The sequence below is a fragment of the Nocardia sputi genome (assembly GCF_023501985.1).
In genome coordinates this window covers 102,026-121,788 of sequence record NZ_JAMFLC010000024.1, presented here as the reverse complement: position 1 = coordinate 121,788, position 19,763 = coordinate 102,026, and the positions used below count along the sequence as shown (strand labels likewise).

General features: G+C 66.8%; 18 protein-coding genes. 8 read left to right on the top strand and 10 right to left on the bottom strand.

Translation table 11 applies throughout. The annotated features are described in order from the left end of the window. The first annotated feature begins 209 nt into the window (after window positions 1–209). Both M8859_RS28980 and M8859_RS28975 read left to right on the top strand, forming a co-directional pair. Complete coding sequence (locus M8859_RS28980; protein WP_195070174.1) at window positions 210–1,634, top strand: WGR domain-containing protein; 1,425 nt, start codon at window positions 210–212, stop codon at window positions 1,632–1,634. Window positions 1,635–2,255: 621 nt separating this feature from the next. Next, a complete protein-coding gene (locus M8859_RS28975) occupies window positions 2,256–4,451 on the top strand; it encodes an elongation factor G-like protein EF-G2 (RefSeq protein WP_195070173.1) in 2,196 nt (731 codons plus the stop codon). 86 nt (window positions 4,452–4,537) lie between these two features. Here M8859_RS28975 and M8859_RS28970 read toward each other — a convergent pair whose 3' ends face one another. From M8859_RS28970 to glnA, 5 genes are all read right to left on the bottom strand, one after another. Next, entirely contained in the window at window positions 4,538–6,676 is a 2,139-nt protein-coding gene (locus M8859_RS28970) for a hypothetical protein (protein ID WP_195070172.1), read from the bottom strand. A 237-nt stretch (window positions 6,677–6,913) separates the two neighbouring features. Beyond that, the gene (locus M8859_RS28965; protein ID WP_195070171.1) at window positions 6,914–7,234 is read right to left on the bottom strand and encodes a hypothetical protein; all 321 of its coding nucleotides are present in this window, start codon (window positions 7,232–7,234) and stop codon (window positions 6,914–6,916) included. A gap of 89 nt (window positions 7,235–7,323) precedes the next feature. After that, window positions 7,324–7,671 (bottom strand): hypothetical protein, encoded by a 348-nt coding sequence (locus M8859_RS28960; protein WP_159927227.1) that lies wholly within the window; start codon window positions 7,669–7,671, stop codon window positions 7,324–7,326. A gap of 39 nt (window positions 7,672–7,710) precedes the next feature. Beyond that, a complete protein-coding gene (locus tag M8859_RS28955) occupies window positions 7,711–8,034 on the bottom strand; it encodes a hypothetical protein (protein WP_159927229.1) in 324 nt (107 codons plus the stop codon). A gap of 405 nt (window positions 8,035–8,439) precedes the next feature. Beyond that, window positions 8,440–9,876 (bottom strand): type I glutamate--ammonia ligase, encoded by a 1,437-nt coding sequence (glnA, locus tag M8859_RS28950; protein WP_249645105.1) that lies wholly within the window; start codon window positions 9,874–9,876, stop codon window positions 8,440–8,442. A 252-nt stretch (window positions 9,877–10,128) separates the two neighbouring features. Between glnA and M8859_RS28945 the strand changes: the two genes are divergently transcribed. After that, a complete protein-coding gene (locus M8859_RS28945) occupies window positions 10,129–10,584 on the top strand; it encodes an RDD family protein (RefSeq protein ID WP_195140139.1) in 456 nt (151 codons plus the stop codon). Window positions 10,585–10,677: 93 nt separating this feature from the next. On the opposite strand, the gene M8859_RS28940 is transcribed toward M8859_RS28945, so the two are convergent. Together M8859_RS28940 and M8859_RS28935 are read right to left on the bottom strand one after the other, a co-directional pair. Further along, complete coding sequence (locus tag M8859_RS28940; protein WP_195140140.1) at window positions 10,678–11,412, bottom strand: DUF4191 domain-containing protein; 735 nt, start codon at window positions 11,410–11,412, stop codon at window positions 10,678–10,680. 52 nt (window positions 11,413–11,464) lie between these two features. Further along, entirely contained in the window at window positions 11,465–11,908 is a 444-nt protein-coding gene (locus tag M8859_RS28935) for a TY-Chap domain-containing protein (protein ID WP_249645104.1), read from the bottom strand. Window positions 11,909–12,350: 442 nt separating this feature from the next. Between M8859_RS28935 and M8859_RS28930 the strand changes: the two genes are divergently transcribed. Genes M8859_RS28930 through M8859_RS28915 form a run of 4 tightly spaced genes read left to right on the top strand, consistent with a single transcriptional unit; the run spans window position 12,351 to window position 16,731 of the window. Then, window positions 12,351–14,018: a CocE/NonD family hydrolase gene (locus M8859_RS28930; RefSeq protein WP_249645103.1), complete on the top strand. Its 1,668-nt coding sequence runs from the start codon at window positions 12,351–12,353 to the stop codon at window positions 14,016–14,018. Continuing rightward, entirely contained in the window at window positions 14,015–15,385 is a 1,371-nt protein-coding gene (locus tag M8859_RS28925; protein ID WP_159927241.1) for a M20 family peptidase, read from the top strand. The genes M8859_RS28930 and M8859_RS28925 overlap by 4 nt, the downstream gene beginning before the upstream one ends. Beyond that, entirely contained in the window at window positions 15,382–16,269 is an 888-nt protein-coding gene (locus tag M8859_RS28920) for an alpha/beta hydrolase (protein WP_249645102.1), read from the top strand. Before M8859_RS28925 ends, M8859_RS28920 begins: the two co-directional genes overlap by 4 nt. A 9-nt stretch (window positions 16,270–16,278) precedes the next feature. Beyond that, a complete protein-coding gene (locus tag M8859_RS28915) occupies window positions 16,279–16,731 on the top strand; it encodes a 6,7-dimethyl-8-ribityllumazine synthase (RefSeq protein ID WP_159927245.1) in 453 nt (150 codons plus the stop codon). A 275-nt stretch (window positions 16,732–17,006) separates the two neighbouring features. On the opposite strand, the gene M8859_RS28910 is transcribed toward M8859_RS28915, so the two are convergent. The 3 genes from M8859_RS28910 to M8859_RS28900 all read right to left on the bottom strand — a co-directional run bounded on the left by M8859_RS28910 (window position 17,007) and on the right by M8859_RS28900 (window position 19,270). Next, window positions 17,007–17,951, bottom strand: coding sequence for an endonuclease/exonuclease/phosphatase family protein (locus tag M8859_RS28910; protein ID WP_249645101.1), 945 nt, complete (start codon window positions 17,949–17,951; stop codon window positions 17,007–17,009). A 342-nt stretch (window positions 17,952–18,293) separates the two neighbouring features. Next, a complete protein-coding gene (locus tag M8859_RS28905) occupies window positions 18,294–18,941 on the bottom strand; it encodes a cysteine hydrolase family protein (RefSeq protein ID WP_159927386.1) in 648 nt (215 codons plus the stop codon). Between the two features lie 2 nt (window positions 18,942–18,943). After that, entirely contained in the window at window positions 18,944–19,270 is a 327-nt protein-coding gene (locus M8859_RS28900; protein ID WP_040865768.1) for a YciI family protein, read from the bottom strand. A gap of 121 nt (window positions 19,271–19,391) precedes the next feature. Between M8859_RS28900 and M8859_RS28895 the strand changes: the two genes are divergently transcribed. After that, window positions 19,392–19,727 (top strand): winged helix-turn-helix transcriptional regulator, encoded by a 336-nt coding sequence (locus M8859_RS28895; RefSeq protein ID WP_223517337.1) that lies wholly within the window; start codon window positions 19,392–19,394, stop codon window positions 19,725–19,727. Window positions 19,728–19,763 lie beyond the last annotated feature (36 nt).

The following is a 19,763-nucleotide window of genomic DNA, read 5'->3' as shown; positions in this document are numbered from 1 at the left end:
CGCCGTACGCGCCTGACATCGTGTTCGGATACGGCTGCCCAGCCGGATGCGGTTTCACGTCGTTCGAGTTCCTTCCCCTGCCGAGACAGGCTAACGCTCGGCCCTCCGGTTCTCATAATGACAAGGCCTCCGACGCGAGGCACGCCGAGTGTCGGTCCCCCTTGCTAACTTTCGTCCTGTTCTGATCTGACGAAACCAGGCGAGGCGCTATGACTATCGGGGGAACCACCTATCTCGAGCTGTCCGAGGACAGCGGTTCCGCGCACAAGTTCTACGAGGTGATCGTCGCGGGCACCCAGGTGAGTGTTCGTTTCGGTCGCATCGGGGAGCAAGGGCAGACGAAGGTGAGTTCGTTCGCCACCGAGGAGAAGGCGCAGGCCGCCGCGGCCAAGAAGGTCGGCGAGAAGGTGCGCAAGGGCTATGCGCCCGCGGTGATGGGGGCGCGGGGCAGGCGCCCGGCGACCCGGCGGGCGATCAGCAGCGGCCGCTCGACCGCGAAGGCCGCGCCCGTGCTGTGGAGTTTCGACTCCGGCGCCGCCGCATTCGGCATCTTCGTCGACGAGCGTCGCTGCTGGGTGGGCAACGAGAGCGGTGACGTGTTCACCCTGACCCCGGACGGGGTGGTCACCGGTCGTTACCGCTTGCCGGACGCCGTCAAATGCATTGTGGCCGATGATTTCTGGATTTACGCCGGATGCGATGACGGTCGCGTCTACGACTTGTCCGGCAAGGTGCCGCGCGCGGCGTACGACATCGCGGCCGATGTCGACATCTACTGGCTCGACATCCACGACGGCATCCTCGGCGTCTCCGACCGTCAAGGCGGCATCACCGTCATCGACTACGAGGAGGAGTCGCTGTGGACCCGGCGCAGCACCGGTGATTCGGGCTGGATGGTGCGTATCGACGCGGACGGCGTCTACCACGGGCATTCCGCAGGCGTCACCAAGTACGACCTGGACAGCGGCAACCCTCTGTGGCAGGCGGGCACCGGCGGCGACGTGCTGTTCGGTTGGCAGGAATCCGACGCCGTCTACGCGGGCACCTCCCGTAACCAGGTGCGCATGGTGACCAAGAGCGGCCGGGCCGAGCGCACCTACCAGTGCGATGCCGCTGTCTTCTCCTGCGCGACCTCGCCCGACGGCCGCTACGTCTTCGCCGGCGACAATTACTCGTCGGTGTACTGCTTCGATGCCGCCGGGAACCGCGTATGGAAGTTGGCCACCGGCTGCGGCTCCGCCTACTCCATGCAGTATCACGACGACAAGCTGTACCTGGTCACCACCACCGGCACGCTGGCCTGTCTCGATGTCAGCGAGGCCGCCATTCGCGATGCCGAGCAGGGCGTGCTGCCCCAGACCGTTTCGGTGAAGGCTCCCGAGATCTCCGCCGTGGTGCCCAGCAATACCGTCGAAGTCACCTCCGACGCCGGAACGGGCGTCATCGTGGAGTGCGTGAACCACGGCAGTTCGCTGCGCGTGCGGGTCGTCTCGCCCGGATACCAGCGCGGCTGGAATGTGCAGTTCCCCAAAGACATCCGGCGCGCGGGCGCTCGTTACGTGGTCGACGGCGTTGCCGAGTCGGCGCGCGGTGGTTTCTACCGCGTCCGCGGGGACATCCGGCAGCTGACCTGAGCGCACCGACAGCGCTCACCCGAGGAGCGTTGCTCGCACGTCCTGCGTGACATGCGAGGAACGCTCCTCGGAGAAACCGGCTCGCCGACACACTGGATGCGGAGCCTCCGCCCGGGAGGCGGATACGCGCACTTCGACAATTTTTCGCCAACGCCCCGCTCGTACCAGCCCGGCGCTCTTCGGCGGGGTAGGCGCGATTGGCGTCCCCGATCTCCGGCTCGCCTGATACCTCCGCCTGCTCGCACGGCGATCAACTGAAGCCGTAGATCCTTCACGCCAGGACTCAGCTCTCCGGCGACCTGAGCGACAGCTCGGGGATGATGGCGTTCGGCCGATGGCTCGGGCCACGACGGGGCGCGGTTGGGCTACTCCACTCATCTCCCGGCACGGCGACTCCCGCGGATCGAGGACGATTACAACGATCGAGAATGTTGGTCGCTTCGGCGCCCAAGCGTTCACCCCGGTCACCGCGACGGCCACCAAGGTGACCGATGTCGGCCCGGTCAGCTCCCCCGCCCGCTGTTGCCCGCCCGCACACCCTGATCTGCCGATTCGTCGGCGGAACGCCTCGCCCGGTGGGAAGGTGGACGTACGGCAGGTGTCAGCAGAGGAGCGAGACACATGGTGGACAAGACCAACGGAGCTGCCGCGGGCGACGGCGGCGTGGTGACGGCGGACCGGCCCGAGCAGATCCGCAACGTGGTCCTGGTCGGGCACAGCGGGTCGGGAAAGACCACGCTCGTCGATGCCATGGCGCTCACCGCGCGGGCGGTCAATCGCGCAGGGCGGGTCGAGGACGGCACCTCGCTGTCGGACTACGACGAGATCGAGCATCGCCAGCACCGATCGGTGCAGCTGTCGGTGGTGCCGGTGGCATGGGACGGCATGAAAGTCAATCTGGTCGACACGCCGGGTTACTTGGACTTCGTCGGCGAGTTGCGGGCGGGTCTGCGCGCGGCCGATGCTGCGCTGTTCGTCATCTCGGCGGCCGAGGGCGCGGCGGGGATCGCGGGGGCGACCAGGGCGCTGTGGGAGGAATGCGCCGCGGTCGGGATGCCGCGCGCGATCGTCATCACCCACCTGGACACGGCGCGCGACGAGTACGACGTGATGACCGACGCCTGCCGGACCGTGCTGGGCGGCGGGTCGTCGGAGACCATCCTCCCGCTGCATCTCCCCGTGTACGGCCCGAAGAATCCGGATGGGCACCGGCCGGTCACCGGCATGGTGGAGCTGCTGCCGCACTGCGTGGGCGACTATTCCTCCGGCGTGGAGGTGCAAGGCGACCCGTCGCCCGATCAGGTGCCCGAGCTGGAGGAAGCTCGCAACCGCCTGATCGAGGGCATCATCGCCGAGAGCGAGGACGAGACCCTCATGGAGCGCTACTTGGAGGGCGAGGAGATCAGCCTGGCGACGCTGATCGCCGACCTGGAGCGCGCGGTCGCCCGCGGGAGCTTCCATCCGGTGTTGTTCGCCGCCCCAGCGCCCGAAGGAGCCAAGCAGGGCCTGGGCACGGTCGAGCTGCTCGACCTCATCACCGGCGGCTTCCCGACGCCGGCCGAGCACCCCATCACCGCCACCAACGGCGCTGAACCGCATCCGCTGCGCTGCGACCCGGACGCGGAACTGGCCGCGGAGGTCATCCGCACCGCTTCCGACCCGTACGTCGGGCGGGTCTGCATGGTCCGCGTCTTCTCCGGCACCCTGCACGCCGACGATACGGTGCACGTCAGCGGCCACGGCTTGGAGGACCGCGGCCACGAGAGCCACGAGCTGGACGAACGGGTCGGCGCGATCTCAGCTCCCTTCGGCAAGCAGCAACGCCCGCTGCGGCAGGCGATCGCGGGCGATATCGCCTACGTCACCAAGCTCGGTCACGCCGAAACCGGCGACACGCTGTCGTCCACCGACAATCCGCTCCGGATCGAGCCGTGGCCGATGCCCGATCCGCTGCTGCCCATCGCCATCCGCGCGCACAGCAAAGCCGACGAGGACAAGCTCTCGCAGAGCCTCGCCCGGCTGGCGGCCGAAGATCCGGCGCTACGCCTGGAACACAACGCGCAGACGCATCAGCTGGTGCTCTGGTGTCTGGGTGAAGCCCATCGCGACGTCGCCTTGGAGCGGTTGCGGACCCGGTTCGGCGTGCAGGTCGACGTGATAGAGCATCAGGTGGCGCTGCGAGAGACGTTCGCGGGCAAGGCGTCCGGGCGCGGCAGGCATGTGAAGCAGTCCGGCGGGCACGGCCAGTACGCCGTGTGCGAGATCGAGGTCGAACCCCTGCCCGAAGGGTCGGGCATCGAGTTCGTGGACAAGGTGGTCGGCGGAGTCGTTCCGCGCCAGTTCATTCCGTCGGTGGAGAAAGGCGTGCGTGCCCAGGCATCCCGCGGGCTGACCGCCGGATATCCCCTCGTGGACGTGCGGGTCACCTTGTTCGACGGCAAAGCCCATTCCGTCGACTCCTCCGACGCCGCGTTCCAGACCGCCGGTGCGCTCGCCTTGCGCGAGGCCGCGGCAGCCGCGGGAATCCGGGTGCTCGAGCCGCTCGCCGAAGTATGGGCGCTGGTCTCCGACGAATTCGTCGGCCCGGTACTGAGCGATCTGTCCAGTCGCCGCGGGCGCGTCCTCGGCACCGAGCCGCACGGCAGCGGACGCACCCGCATCCACGCCGAGGTCCCGGAACTCGAACTCAGCCGCTACGCCATCGACCTGCGCTCGATCTCCCACGGCACCGGCGATTTCACCCGCGCCTACGCGCGGCACGAGCCGATGCCGAACCAACTGGCCGCCTCGGTGCGTGGGGAGAAGACGCGCGCGTAGAGGACTCGCCATCCGAGCCGCGACTCGCGTCGTACCCGCGAGCATCTGTCGGCGCCATCAACCGCAGCGAACGATTCCGGCCGGGTTCAGACCCCCTGCGGCGGTGGTGAAACGGGTGGCGGCGCGGCAGGCTGCGGCGCCGCGGCCACGGCCGGCGGAGGCGGCGCCGCGATTCCAGGAGCGCTACCGGCCGCCGTGTCCAAACCGGTCGGGTGAATGAAGCCCGCGAAATTGCCGTACTTTTCCTTCAACGGAGGATTGTTGGGATCCAAGGGAACGAGCTGGCCATTGTCGAGGACGAACAGGCCGTTCTCGTTCTTGACAACCAGCGCACTATGCTTCTCCCACTGCAGAATATCGCCGGTCTTCAGCTCACCGGGGCCATTGACCACCGCAGGCGGATGCTCCGCTGTGATCTCCCCCGCTGTTCCCTTATATGCCGATATCGCATCGAGAGCGACGTTCTGCGTCTGCTTCTGCAAAGCCTCCGCCACCGGCGGCGACGCGTTCACGGTCGTATCCCCGATCTGGACCGCGGGCGTCGTTCCAGGTGCCGTTATCGGCGGCGGAGTACCCGCGTAGGTCGGCGGCGTCACGCCGGCAGGGCCGGTTTGCTGAACGGCTTGTTGCGCGGTGGTCGTCTGGGCGTTGCGGTTGCGCTCTCGTTCCTCGCGCTTCTCCCGCTCCTGTTCTCGCTCCCGCTCCGCGTAGGCCCGCTCGAGTCGCTCGTCTTCGGGCTGACGCCCTTGGTTCATCATTCCGCTCATGGCGCTCATCATCGCCATCTGCTGCATCGCATTTGCCATACCGTTGTCGCCGCTGTTGGCGGCAGACGGAACATTGCCGGCGTTTGTGCCAGTGTTCGCACCGGGCCCCGTACCAGTCGCGGATCCGGTTCCGCCCTGCAGTGCCGAACGAATGGCGGCAAGCGGATCCGTATCCGAGGACGTACTACCGGTTCCGGTGGCCGAGATGGGTTGCGTGCCTGTAGTCGGATCGGTCAGCGAACCATCGGTGTCGGTAGGGCCGCCCAGCAAGTCGTCGAAGGTAGATCCCCAGTTATCGTTCGCGGTAGTGCCGGACGGTAGCGTGGAAGCATCCTGGGTCGGCATTGGAGGAGTACCGGTGTAGACAGGCGGCGGAGTACCGGTGTTCGTAGGGGTTTTGGTCGTACCGGTAGGGGTGTGTTGAGTGGCGGGCTTTTCGTTCGGGTCTTTACCAGGCTGTTCTTTAGTGGGAAATCCCGGGAACTCACCGAACTTCTTCCCTGCACTCTCGGCTCGATTCGCGTATGCGGTGACCTCCTCTACGCAGAACTGAACAGTGTCGCGAATTATTCCATATATCGGCTCCTCTTCCACGACGTTCTGAATACCGGGAGCCGTAAAGTTGTCTTTACTGAAAGTGCTTCCGCCGAAGTATCCCGCGTGAGGTTTCATCAGCGTCGCCCAGATATCCTCATGCGCAGATTGGACTTTGTCCCACATTTTCCGATATGTGCGGTCATTGTCGGCAGTGAGCTTCAGGTTCTCCGTCTTGAATTGGTCGTCTCTGGCCGCCCACTGGGCATCCAACTCGTCGAGCAACTTGGAAGTCGAATTGTATGCTTCAATAGACTCGCCCTTGCCCCCGGCTTGAGCCTCTGCACCGTTTCCCATTGCATCTGTGAAGGATTTACTCAGGTTATTGTCCCAGATAACGGTGTCGTCACCCTTCTCCGGAGACGCCAGGGCGATCGGCTTCTTTTTGTCCCCCATCTGTTTCTTGAGGTACTTGAGCTGATGGTTCGCCAGACTGACGTATGTCGTCAGGTCTTCCGAAGGAGTGCCCGGAGGCAGCTTGATCTTCAGCGGAAAGTCATCGACCGAGTCCCCCTCTTTCGGATCCTTGTCCAGACCCTCCATATATTTATTCTTCTGCTCCAACTCGGTCGGAGGAGGAGGAGGGGGCGCTTTGCGATCATGTTCCGGGAGGCGCTTGTCCGGGTCGACGCGCGTTACGCTGTCGACAACTCTCTTTTTGTATGCCTGCCCATCCGTAGTGACGAGGTAATCCAGGCGGTTGTAGGGCCACGAGTCCAATTTCTTGGGGTCCCCACCCGGGTTCGCCTCATACAGCGTTACTTCGCCCCCGGGCTTTTCCTGCGCGTAGTAGTAGCCGGACTCCGGACGGCTCTCTGATTTTGTATAATTGCCATGCTTGTCGTGAGTGAAGTAGTTGGTCATGCGTCCTCCTAGACGGGCAGTTCATCGCGGCGCCTGTCGCGAGAGCCCTGTCCTGATGCCGTTGCCTCGATCGCCCGACTGCGGGAAATACCGCCACTTACCCGCGCGTGGGAGTTCCGCTCGATAGTTCGCATCCCTTCAACACAACCCACGATCAGATCGATGATTCCAAGCGATTCGCGAGCGGATTGCAGCCATTCGAGATCCTCCCGCCGGCTACGTGGCGGCCGCTGAGGATCAGGCCTCCGGCGACTTGCCTCGAATCGTTGCGCCACCCGCGCCGTCGGTGTCCTCGATCGCACCTGCCGTCGAGTGGGAAGTATCGGCAGTATCCTGACGACCATCCGCCACCGAGGTCCAGCCGACCACACGATCACGCAGGTGCGGACGTCCGGCAATCTGCAGAAACGCATAGGCCGCATAGCCGTTCGTCGCGATGAAATTCGCTTCGTAATCAGGATCGTTCTTCGCGCGCTCCCGGGCTGCCGGGACCATGTCATGGTTTACGCCGCGAAGTCGGCGCCACTCTTGTGGATCCTGATAGAACTCGGTGGTCATATCGACGAACCCTCTCCACTCCGACCGACCTCCCCATTCTTCAGCATCCCCATACCTGGGGATAAAGAGAGGAAGCCGAGAGCTGGAGTTCAGTAGCCTGAGCCGAACTCCGCCTTCTCCATGAGGTTGTACTCGGCCTCGGTGGGCAGCCCCAGCGAGTCGGCCAGGCGCGGCAACGCGCCGTTGTACAGCAGCTCCGCGCGCCTCCCCACCCGGGACTTCTGGTAGGCCAGCCGGGCGACCCGAAGAATCTCGGCGGCGAGCCAGCTGTCGGTGTTCTCCCACACCTCGTCGCCGAGGTGCAGACCGACGATCATGCCGCTTCGATCACAGGCAACTCCGACGGAGTAGTCGGGATTGAACACCTCGTAGATCAGATTCAGCCAATCGGGCGGCGTTTCGGCCTCGGTGGCGCCCGACACGCCCAGCTCTGTCACAGCATCACTCCTGGGTATGGGGCCGACCACAGCGGCAAGTTACGGTTCGGGCCATGACACCTTTGGTGGCCACGTCGTCTGCTGGATGGCAAGCCGGTGTTGCCGTAGGGCGTCTTCGGTGCTGTCCCGAATCGCCGCCATGATGTCGGCCACCAGCTCCTGACTACTCGACGAATGCGCAATCGTCCCGTCGGCGATGTACAGATCGACGAGACGGCCCATCCCGTCGACCTCCGGAATCACCCGGGCGCTTGGCGAGGGCCGCCGAGCGCGGACTCCCTTGATCCGCTCCATCATGTCATCGACGGCGTGCACGAACTCACGGCCGGATTCCAGCGCTGCCGCCGTAAATGGATGCATCATGAGTGTCTTGTCCTCCGCAACGATCGCCGCACGCCGCGCGAGTGAGGGGCCTTCATCCCGGCTACAGGACAGAGACCCGGCAGCGTCCGAACAAGCATGCCGGATCGCACGGTCATCCGACACTCGATCGAGTCGGCGCCCAGCACTTTCCGCATGCCACCTCCTGCTCTGGATGATACGGATCCATTCTTCACGCTCGGCGCGAGCTTCCCATGCATGAGAACGGAGCCACATAGTTCGCGATGACAGCCCGGTGTGCGTTCTGGTCAGGAACGCAAACAAGCCCATCTACCCGGCGACCACAAGGTGATCACAAAGCAGATGGGCTTCGTCGGCTCGCACGCACAGCTGCGAACGAAGCACCTGGTTGCCGGTGCTCCGATCACAGGGTGGCGACCTTACGACTTACACGTCGAAGTACAGCTCGAACTCGTACGGGTGCGGCCGCAGGTTCACCGGGGCGATTTCGCCCTCGCGCTTGAGAGTGATCCAGGTCTCGATCAGGTCCTCGGTGAAGACGTTGCCTTCGGTGAGGTAGTCGTGGTCCTGCTCGAGGCGGTCGATGACCGACGCCAGGCTGGTGGGGGCCTGCGGGATGTTCTTGGCCTCCTCCGGCGGGAGCTCGTAGAGGTCCTTGTCGACCGGGGCCAGCGGCTCGATCTTCTTCTTGATGCCGTCCAGGCCGGCCATCATCATGGCGGCGAAGGCCAGGTACGGGTTGCCCGAGGAGTCCGGTGCGCGGAACTCGAGGCGCTTGGCCTTCGGGTTGTTGCCGGTGACCGGAATGCGGACCGCGGCGGAGCGGTTGCGCTGCGAGTACACCAGGTTGATCGGGGCCTCGTAGCCGGGGACCAGGCGGTGGTAGGAGTTCACCGTCGGGTTGGTGAACGCCAGCAGCGACGGCGCGTGGTGCAGGATGCCGCCGATGTAGTGACGCGCCAGGTCGGACAGGCCGCCGTAGCCGGCCTCGTCGTGGAACAGCGGCTTGCCGTCCTTCCACAGCGACTGGTGCACGTGCATACCCGAGCCGTTGTCACCGAAGAGCGGCTTCGGCATGAAGGTGACGGTCTTGCCTTCCTGCCACGCGGTGTTCTTGACGATGTACTTGAACAGCTGCAGGTCGTCGGCCGCGGCGAGCAGGGTGTTGAACTTATAGTTGATCTCGGCCTGGCCCGCGGTGCCGACCTCGTGGTGGCCGCGCTCCAGCTCGAAGCCGGAGTTCTGCAGGTTGGTCGAGATCTTGTCGCGCAGGTCGACGTAGTGGTCGTAGGGCGCGACCGGGAAGTAGCCGCCCTTGTTGCGGACCTTGTAGCCGCGGTTGCGGCCGCCGTCCGGGTCGAACTCCGCGCCGGTGTTCCAGGAACCGGAGACCGACTCGATCTCGTAGAAAGCGCCGTTCATGGCCGAGTCGTAGCGGATCGAGTCGAAGATGTAGAACTCCGCCTCGGGGCCGAAGTACGCGGTGTCTGCGATGCCGGTCGATCGCAGGTACTCCTCCGCCTTGCGCGCGACGTTACGCGGGTCGCGGCTGTATGCCTCGCGGGTGAACGGGTCGTGCACGAAGAAGTTGAGATTCAGCGTCTTGGCGGCGCGGAACGGGTCGACGCGCGCGGTGGAGAAGTCGGGCAGCAACAGCATGTCCGACTCATCGATGGACTGGAACCCACGGACGGAGGAGCCGTCGAACGCTAGCCCTTCCTCGGCGAGGTCGGTGGTGAAAGCCTTCCCCGGGATCGAGAAGTGCTGCTGCACACCGGGAAGGTCGCTGAAACGGATGTCGACGTACTCGATGTCCTCATCAGCGATGAATTTGATGACCTCGTCGGCCGTGCTGAACGTCACTTGTTCTCCTTACGGATCGGTTCCCAGCCAGTGTCGCCTTGCGTGGGTTCGTCGCGACCCGACGCTATGGATGCCGTGTTTCCCTGCAGTCAAGGATGTGTTTCGCCGGTGTTACACGTGCGTCAGGCAGCGTGGTGCTGACCACCCGGACTCGATTGAATGGTAGTCCTGCCCCCGGCACGGCGCGCCCCGACGCTGAACTCCGCTTATGCGGTACCGGGCTCCGGTCCGCGCGCGCCTATCCTGGGGTGCATGGCACGCATCACCGGCTCTTGGCTCTCCGGCCCTCCGGCCGACTCCGGCGGTCCGGCAACTCCTGAGTTCCCCGGTGAACACCTCGGCCTGCCGCAGACCGGGGCGGGCTCGCTGGCCGGCATGGGGCGCCGCATCGCCGCCCTCTTCGTGGACTGGATGATCGCGCTCGGCATCGCGGCGCTGCTCGCCCGCAGCGCTTCGGCGTCGAGTCTCACGCTGCTGATCTGGTTCGTGATCGGCGTCGGCGCGGTCACGCTGTTCGGGTTCACGCCGGGGCAGTATTTCCTGCGGCTGCGGACGGTGCGAATCGACGCGCCCGCGCCGGTCGGCTTCGCGCGGGCGCTGGCCAGGCAGGTCCTGTTGCTGTTCGTGGTGCCCGCGTTGTTCACCGACGCCGACGGGCGCGGCATGCACGACCGCGCCACCGGCACGGCGCTGGTGCATGCACGCTGAACCCGGGAACAACCTACGGGACGCCCCCTCCACCGAAATCAAGCACGAACAAAGGCCCGCTTCCCAACAGGGACGCGGGCCTGTGCACAGCGGTCAGCGCCGGCGGATGGTCCGCTGCACGCCGCGCATCTTCGCGCCGGCGGGCATGGGCCCCTTCGGCAGGGCGGGCCCGCCGCGCGCGCTGAGAGCGGACAGCCGGCCTTCGATGAGGTCCATCCGCTTGGTATCGATGTTGCGCGGCAGCTTGGTGAGGTAGCGCTGGAGATCCTTGAGCGGCACCTGGCCTTCGTCGTTGCCGATGACGATGTCGTAGATCGGGGTGTCGCCGATCAGCCGGGCCGTGCGCTTCTTCTCCTGAGCGAGCAGCGACTTGACCCTCTGCGGGGCCCCTTCGGCGACCAGCACCACGCCGGGCAGGCCGATCACCCGGTGCACGGCGTCCAGCTGCGTGGTCGCGGCGATGCCGTTGCTCACCCGCCACTTGCCCTGGAGGTTGTCCAGCACCCAGGCTGCGGCGCCCGCCTGGCCCTCGGCCTTGCGGTAGACGCTCTTCTGCACCCGCCTGCCGAAGATGATGAACGCCAGCAGCGCACCGAGCACCACGCCCAGCGGGACGAGGAACCAGGTCAGCCCGAAGATCAAGCCGATCACGACGAAGACGGCGGTGCTGCCGACCAAGGCGCCGATCATCAGCGGCAGCAGCAGCTTGTCTTCCTTGCGCTGCATCTGGAACGCCTGCCACAACTGCTTGCGGCGTTCTCTCGACTGCTGCTTGCGGGCCGCTTTCGCCGCGGCCTTCGCTTCCTTGGTGGGCTTGCCTGCTGCCATGACTCTCAGGATAGTGCCCAGGTAGTCGCGGCTTTGCCGTGCCCAGCCGGTCTCAGCCGCGGTGGGCGATCGAGCCGAGTGCGGTGAGATCCAGATCACCCGATGCTTCGGTCCATCCCATGGCGCGCAAATCGGCCGGGGCAGCCACACCGAGAGCGTCACGCAAACCGACAGCGACCGAACTGGCGAACTCCACCAGGCTGTTGGGGGCGATAGGCCAGAAAAGGGTCCGGGTCCAGTTGTCGGCGTCATGCCGCACCGCGGGCTCCTGCCAGCCCTGCGCGCGCAGTTCCTGTGCGGCGGTCTCCGGAATCGGGTTGCTCAGGTAGTGGTTTCCGGCCAGTTCAGCAGACAGTTTGATGTCATATTGGACGAACTGGACGTAGCGATTCCCTGGAGCGGCGATGATCAGGGTCGCTCGTGAAGGCAGCTCCGAGAGGCAAAGCGCCAGCGCTTGCACGAACCGTTCCCAGTCCGCGGTCGCCAGCTCACGCATTATCAATCCCCCAAGCATTCGCACTGGGCTGATCATACGCCGACCGAGACACCGGACGAAGTATCTGCGACATCGCGGCGTTCATCCAGTCGGTACCGTTCGCCGTATCCTTCGTCGTCCCCGCGCCGCAGGGCCACAACCTGCGGCAGCTCCGGCGCGACCTACCCTGCGCAAACACCGGCTCGCGGCCGGGCCTCCGCGGCGGCCGGGACGCGGCGGCATGCCGCGAAGCGAAATTCGGATCGGAATCGAGAATGTCGATCGGTTCCGGTTTTCGCGCCGACCCTTCGGGCCGTCACCTCCTGACCGGGATCACCCCCGGAAGGTGACACCGCGCCGCAGCTCACCGCCATGTGGACGTGGCAGCGTGCGATTCGGACGGCGGCTCGACGACCCATGGTTCCGGGGGCTGGACATCCACGCGGGAAGACTCGATAGTCCAATGGTGAGCGAACGAGCCGTTCTGTTGCGCGCCCTGGGCGGGCTGCTGCTCCTGCTGGGAGCCGTCACCCCCGTGACCGCGGTCGCCGAGCCCCTGCCCGTGCCGTACCAGTGGAAGCAAACGTTCATCGACGGCACGGACGGCACCCGACTGCACGCCGATATCCTGCGCCCGGCCGGAATCTCCGAGGAGACCCGCACTCCCGTCATTCTCACCGTCAGCCCGTATCGCGCGCACCTGGCGTATTTGACCGAGCCGCGCCTCACCGGGGGGCCGTCCACCGACAACCTCACCGCCGAGATGTTCCTCAACGCGGGCTACACCTACGTCATCGTCGATCTTCGCGGGTTCGGCGGCTCGAACGGCTGCCCCGACTATGGTGGCCCCGGGGAGCAAGCGGATGCTGCCGCGGCCGTGGAGTGGGCGGCGAGCCAGCCATGGTCTACCGGCAAGGTCGGGATGTTCGGCACATCGTACGAAGCCTGGACCGGCCTCATGGGGCTGGCGGGCGCACCGAAAGGCCTCGCCGCTGTGGGCGCGTTCGCGCCCGTCGGCGACCCGTACTCTTACCTTTACATGCAGGGCATCTCCTGGAAGTTCGCCGGCAAGCCGATCACCGAGAGCGGTGTGCGGCCCGCCGACTTAGCGGGGTTGGAACACCTGCTCATCGCCTCTACCCCACCGCATCCGGAGGACTCCGGCGAATATCAGGCGAATGCGACACAGTTGCCGTGGCAGTGCTACCAGCGGTACCTGGCCGAGATCGGCGATCACAATCCGGACACTGCCTTCTGGCGCGACCGCGACCTCGTCGCTCGATTGCGCGGCAATACGATTCCGCTTTTCCTCGGTCAGGGCTTCGTCGACTACAACACCCGGGCCGACCGGGTGTTCGACCTGTGGAACGGCCTCGGGCCCGGCGAGCACCGGGCCTGGTTCGGCCAGTGGGGACACCGCACCTGCCATGACAAATGCGGCACACCGCACTTCGACACCGAGTTGCTCGCGTTCTTCGACAAGCACGTCGCAGGCCGCGACGTGGTGGTTCCCGGACCGCGAATCACCGTCGGCCAGTTCGACGGACGCTGGCGCGCCGAGACCGCGTGGCCGCCCGCCGACGTGCGGCGGGTCCCGGTGGGACTGCGCACCGGCGAGTACACCGACCGGGGCCTGGTCCCCGGGCCCGACCGTGAACTCTGGTCGGTCTCCGCGCCGCTGACCGGCGACCAGCACCTGTCCGGCATCCCCACCGCCACCCTCCGGCTGAGCGGCCCGGCGAGCGCGACGGTCGCGGTCGAACTCTACGACATCGCACCCGACCTGCGCGCCACCGTCATCACCCGCGGGATCGCACCCGTCCGCGACGTCGCCGAAGTCCGGCTGCTCGCCCAGGATTGGCCGATCGCGGCCGGTCACCGGATCGGCGTGCGAGTCACCGACGTGGTCGACGACGTGTGGTCGCACTCCCCCGCCTTCGCCTCGGTCACAGTGACGTCCGCGAGCATCGAATTGCCCCTGCTGACCGCAACTCGTCACCCGGATCTGCCGGGAGGGCTCACCGAAGGCATCGTGAAGTGGCGAAACGAGAAGACGATCGCCTTGGACCCGAGCATCCTGAACAATGCAACCGTGTCGATGAACCTGCCCGACCGCACCGGTGACCGATGACGGAACCGGTCGACGACCTGACCGCCGAACGCCTCGCCGCCGCGCTGCGCTGTGCGACGGTGTCCACCGACGACCCGCGCGATGCCGACAGCGCCGCGTTCGACCGCCTCGACGCTCACCTGCGGGCGTCGTTCCCCCGCGTGCACGCCGAGCTCGAACTGCGGCGGTTCGAACACAGCAGGCTCTACCGCTGGCCGGGTACCGAGCCGGACCGGGTGGCCGCGATCCTGCTCGCGCACCAGGACGTGGTGCCCGCGGACGATCCGAAGCGCTGGACTCACCCTCCCTTCGCCGGAGTGGTCGACGACGAATACATCTGGGGCCGCGGCGCGATCGATGACAAGAGCCGCGTGCTCGCCATCCTGGAGGCGGTCGAGTCGGCGCTCGTCGCAGGCGTACGGCCGCGGCACACCGTGTACCTGGCCTTCGGGCACGACGAGGAGGTCTTCGGCGGCGACGGGGCCGAGCGGATGGCCGATCATCTGCGGCAGGCGGGCGTGCGCGCGGATCTGCTGCTCGACGAGGGCGGAGTGATCACCGCGGGCATCGTCGAGGGCGTGCGGCAGCCGGTGGCCACGATCATGCTCGGTGAGAAAGGCTACGCGACGGTGCGGTTGTCGGTCACCGAGGTGGGCGGGCACTCGTCCATGCCGGGCAAGCAGACGGCGGTCGGCCGGATCGCGCGGGCGGTGGCCCGCGTCCAGGACCATCCGATGCCGCTGCGCCTGACGCCGGTGATCGCGGACATGCTGGCCAGGTTGCGCGACGTCATGCCGGGACCGCGACGGCGTCTGCTCGGCCTCGCCGGCATCGCCGGACCGGTGATCACCCGCGTGATGGCGACCCAGCCGCAGACCGAGGCCATGGTGCGCACCACCACGGCGCCGACGGTGATCCGCGGCGGCGTGCGGGCCAACGTGCTGCCGCAGCGCGCCGAGGCCATGGTGAACTTCCGCATCCTGCCGGGGGACACGGTCGCCTCGGTGCTGGCGCACTGCCGGAAAGTCGTGCGCGACAAGGGCATCGAATTCGAGCTGGTCGGCATGTCGTCGGAACCGTCGCGGATCACGGAGCCGGGCCCCACCTTCGAGCTGATCGCCGATCTCGCCCGCGCCGTCGTCCCCGGTATCGCGGTGACCACCGGCATCGTGCCCGGCGCGACCGACTCCAGGCACTACGACGACCTGGCGCGGACCCGGTGCAATTTCGCGCCGATCGTGCTGGACAACCGTGATCTGGCCTCGATCCACGGAACCGACGAACGCCTCTCCCGGGTCAACTACGCTCGACTCATCGAGTTCAACCGGCGGCTGATCGAGCATTTCGCGACGGTCGGCGCGCCATCGACGTCAGGAGCGCAGGCATGACGACCGAGCCGACGGCGGGCGACAGCGCGCCCGCCGAGCCGCCCGCCATCCGTACCGCGTCCGGGGAGTTCGACGGGATCGGCAGCGGAGTCGCGTGGCGCGCCTGGCTGCCGGAGGGCGCCGCGCGGGCCGTGGTCGTGCTGGTGCACGGTGTGGCCGAGCATTCCGGCCGCTACACCCACGTCGGACAATGCTTGATCGCAGCGGGTTTCGCGGTGTACGCGCTCGATCACATCGGGCACGGGAAGTCCGCGGGCGGCAAAGCCAACATCGGCTCCATGGAAGGCGCCGCCGACAACGTGGCCGCCATGCTGGCCATCGCGAGCCGTGAGCAACCCGGGGTGCCGCGCTTCCTGGTCGCGCACTCGATGGGCAGCCTGATCACCCTGTATCTGGCCACCCGCGCGCCGATCGACGTCGCGGGCCTCGTGCTGTCCGCCCCGCCGTTGGACATCCCGGTGGGCAATCCGGTGCAGCGCGCGCTCGCACCGGTGTTGAGCCGGTTCGCCCCGAATCTGGGTGTGCTGAAACTGGATTCGTCGCAGATCAGCCGCGACCCCGCGGTGGTCACGGCCTACGACAACGATCCGCTGGTCTACCGGGGCAAGCTGCCCGCCCGCACCGGCGCCGAGATGCTGAGCGCGACGGATACGGTCAAGCAGCGGCTGGCGCAGCTCACCGTGCCGGTGCTGGTGCTGCACGGCACGGCCGACGCGATCGCCGCGCCGTCGAGTTCTGATCTCATCGAGCGGGGCGCGGGGTCGAAGGATCTCACGGTGATCCGCTACGAAGGCCTCTACCACGAGGTGTTCAACGAGCCCGAGCAGCAAAAAGTGCTCGACGACGTCGTCGGCTGGCTGGAAGCGCACCTTACCGAACAGTAGTATCCCGGCATGAGAACTACCGGATCCATCGCGTTCATCCGCGCCAGCTGGCACAGCTCGATCGTGGGCAAGGCGTACGAGGGCTTCCGCACCGAATACGCCGACCTCGGTTTCGATCCCGCCACCATCGACGTCTACGAGGTGCCGGGCGCGTTCGAGATCCCCCTGCACGCCAAGCGCTTGGCGCACTCCGGCCGGTACGCGGCGATCGTCGCGTCCGCGCTGGTGGTGGACGGCGGAATCTACCGGCACGACTTCGTGGCGTCGGCAGTGATCGACGGGCTGATGCGCGTCCAGCTCGATACGGACGTGCCGGTGTTCTCGGTCGTGCTCACCCCCCACCACTTCCACGAGCACAGCGAGCACGTCACGTTCTTCACCGAGCACTTCGTGACCAAAGGCGCCGAAGCGGCCCGTGCGCTGGCGGGCACGCTCAGCTCGCTGCGGTCGCTGCCGGTGTAGCCGCGGGCAGGCGCTCTCGCCGTCCACGACCGACGAGAGCGGGTCGTCGCCCGCCATCGGTCCGCTACGTCGGGCCAGGGCGGATACGTCGGGCCAGGGCGGATACGTCGGTGCCGATCCGGTCGACCCTCGGCGATACGACACCCGCCGGGCGACGGTGGTCCCCGAGCAGTCGCGACCGACCCCGTCGTAGTCGAACCGCGGCGGCCGCGACACCTGGACGATCCTCGTCAGCGCGGCGCTCGGACCAGTCGGCGCGGCGACTTCCGCCCGGGTCAGTGCAAGCGGATGCGGGCGAGCAGCGCTCGGTGGTCGGAGCCCGGAACGGAGAGGGTGTGCAACTGTTCGGCGGTGGCGTCGGCGAGCAGGATGTGGTCGATACCGATCACCGGACCCCAGCTGCGGTCGTCGGGAAAGGTGGGCAGCAATCCGGCGCCGGTCTGGTCGGCCGCCGAGGCGAAGCGACCGCGCACGAGGTCACGGTAGGCCGTGTGGTCCCGGGTCGCGTTGAAGTCGGCGCCCACGATGGCGGGACCCCGTTGCGCCGCGAGGATTTCCCGGGTCCTGCGCATCTCCGCCTGCCACGCGGGGAAATCGAACGGCGGCGGGACCGGGTGGAACGCGAAGACCGCGATCGGCCCGCGCTCGGGGTGATCCATAGTCGCGGAGACGTTGTTCAGGATGTATCCGTCGTACTTCCTGTTCTCCCGCAACGGGTGCCGACTGTAGATGCCGGTGCCGCCACCGCCGTCGCGGGTGGGCTCGAGGTACTGATACGGCAGTTCGTCGAGCAGGCCCGCGCCCGCCAGCCGTTCGAGCGCGGCGTCGGTCAGTTCGTCGACGGTCAGCACGTCGACCCGGTTGTCCCGCACCGCACGCACCACCGCAGCCGGATCGGCCCGGCCGAACAACAGATTCGATTGCATGACGGTGAGCGTCGGACCGCTCGCCGCCCGCCCTTCCGGCACGAACGAGGGCACCAGCGTCCACAGCACCGCCACGGCCAACACCCCGGCGAGTGCCGCGCTGCGCCACCCGCGTGCGACCAGCAGCAGCACCAAGCCTGCGAGGGCGCCGAACATCAAGTACGACGCCCCCGACGCGAGCAGTACCAGTCCACGCTGTTCCCACGCCCCGAAATGCAGCACGATCCCGACGGCGCCCACGACCACAGCGCACCACCCCGCCCCGAGCAAGGCTCGGTCCATCCATTTACGCATGCGGTCGAGCCTAGGCAATGTCTGTGGGGACTCGGTGTGCGCCGAGTGTGGATTACAGGTGCGGGACACTTCGGCGGCTTCACCGTGTGGCGCGACCCGGCCCTCCTGAGCTGGCCGCGGAGCGTAGGCGACATGGCGAGGGCAAGGAATATACGTCGAGGAATTTCGAGCGACGGGACCGCTGACGGCCGAGAGCGCCGAAGACCTGGCGGCGGTGGCGGGTGGGTACCGTCCATCGGCTCGATCGCAAGCACTACACCAAGGCTCGCGTGGTGCGCATCGAAGCCGCCGGACGCCCCCCGCAACCTGAGGGTTCGACGGGACACACCGCGACCGACCGCGTCACGACACGCGCCGCCTCATCAGCTCGCTCAATTCCGTCGTCTCGGTGGTGAGTGATCCGCCGGTGAATTGCAGCGTGGCACAAGCTCTCTCGGCCGCCTCCGGATGCCCGGCGCCGCATGCGTCGGTCACGATGATCGGCAGATAGCCCAGGTCCAGGCTGTGCCGGACGGTCGGCTCGATGCCCACTTCCATGGCGATGCCTGCCACGGCATAGGCGTCGATGCCGCAGTCGCGCAGCGCGAAATCCAACGGCGTCGCGGCGAACGCCGACATGGTGATCTTGTCGAACACCACCTCGTCCGGTCCGGGCGTCAACTCGGGCACCAACTGGAACTGCGCAGAGCCCTGCGGGAAGCTCGATCGCAGGGCAGCCGGGTCGTCCACCTGCTGCCAGGACATAGCGGTGCGCAGCTGCGCGACACCTGACGCCGCGACCGGCAGCGACATGTGCCGGGTGTAGAACACCCGGAAGCCACCCGCCCGTGCGGCGTCGCGCAATCGGACGCAGGCGCGCACGATCCGCTCCCCCTCGGGAATCTGCCGCACGATGCCCACCTGCATGTCGTAGATGAGCAGCGCCATCCGCGCGGGGTCGCAGGCGTCGGGCACGGTCTGCGGGATGCTCAGGCCGAAGGCGTGCCGCATGCTCACGCCGTCCGGTCGTAGGGCTCGGCGACGTCGACGGCCGGATCCATCAACGCTTCCAGCGGCAAGGGCGCCTGAACCGGCACGAATGTCCACTCCAAGTATCCGGCCTTGGTGAGCGGAAAGTCCGCGACGTACTTGCGCGCCTCCTCGACGCTGTCGACCTCGAAGACGATGACTACGCCGGGCTCATCGGCGCGCGCGTAGTTCTCCCGGACGATGCCCGCCTTCCACAGCCGCCACACATTGGCGACCTCCTCGGGCAGGTACGGATTGATCGTCTCCAGGGTGACCCCGGGCTTGAATCGGTCGAAAACAATGACCTTCATAGGATTTCGCTCCATGTCTGCGGTGATTTGCTACGAACGGCATCCATGGAATCGCGATGATTACAGTGTTACAAGAACGCACTTTTCGGTGCGTAGGGTGAGCAGCCAGGAGGTCCGACGCGTGCCCGACAAGCGCTACCACTGCGCCGTGGAGGTGACCGTCGACCTGATCGGCGGCAAATGGAAGCCGGTGATCCTCGCCCACCTGAAAGAGGGGGTGCACCGCTATGGCGAGCTGCGCAGGCGGATGCCGACCACCAGCGAGAAGATGCTGATCCAGCAATTGCGCGAACTGGAATCCGACGGCCTGGTCCGCCGCACCGTCTTCGACACGGTGCCTCCGCAGGTCGAATACACGCTCACCGACGAAGGCCGCACCCTCGTCCCCGTCCTCACCGCCCTCTACGACTGGGGCGAGCAGCGGGCGGCCCGCAGGGGTCTCGCCCTGGGAACGTGAGTCCGGCTTCGCGGACACGCTTCGTGCGGCCGCGCG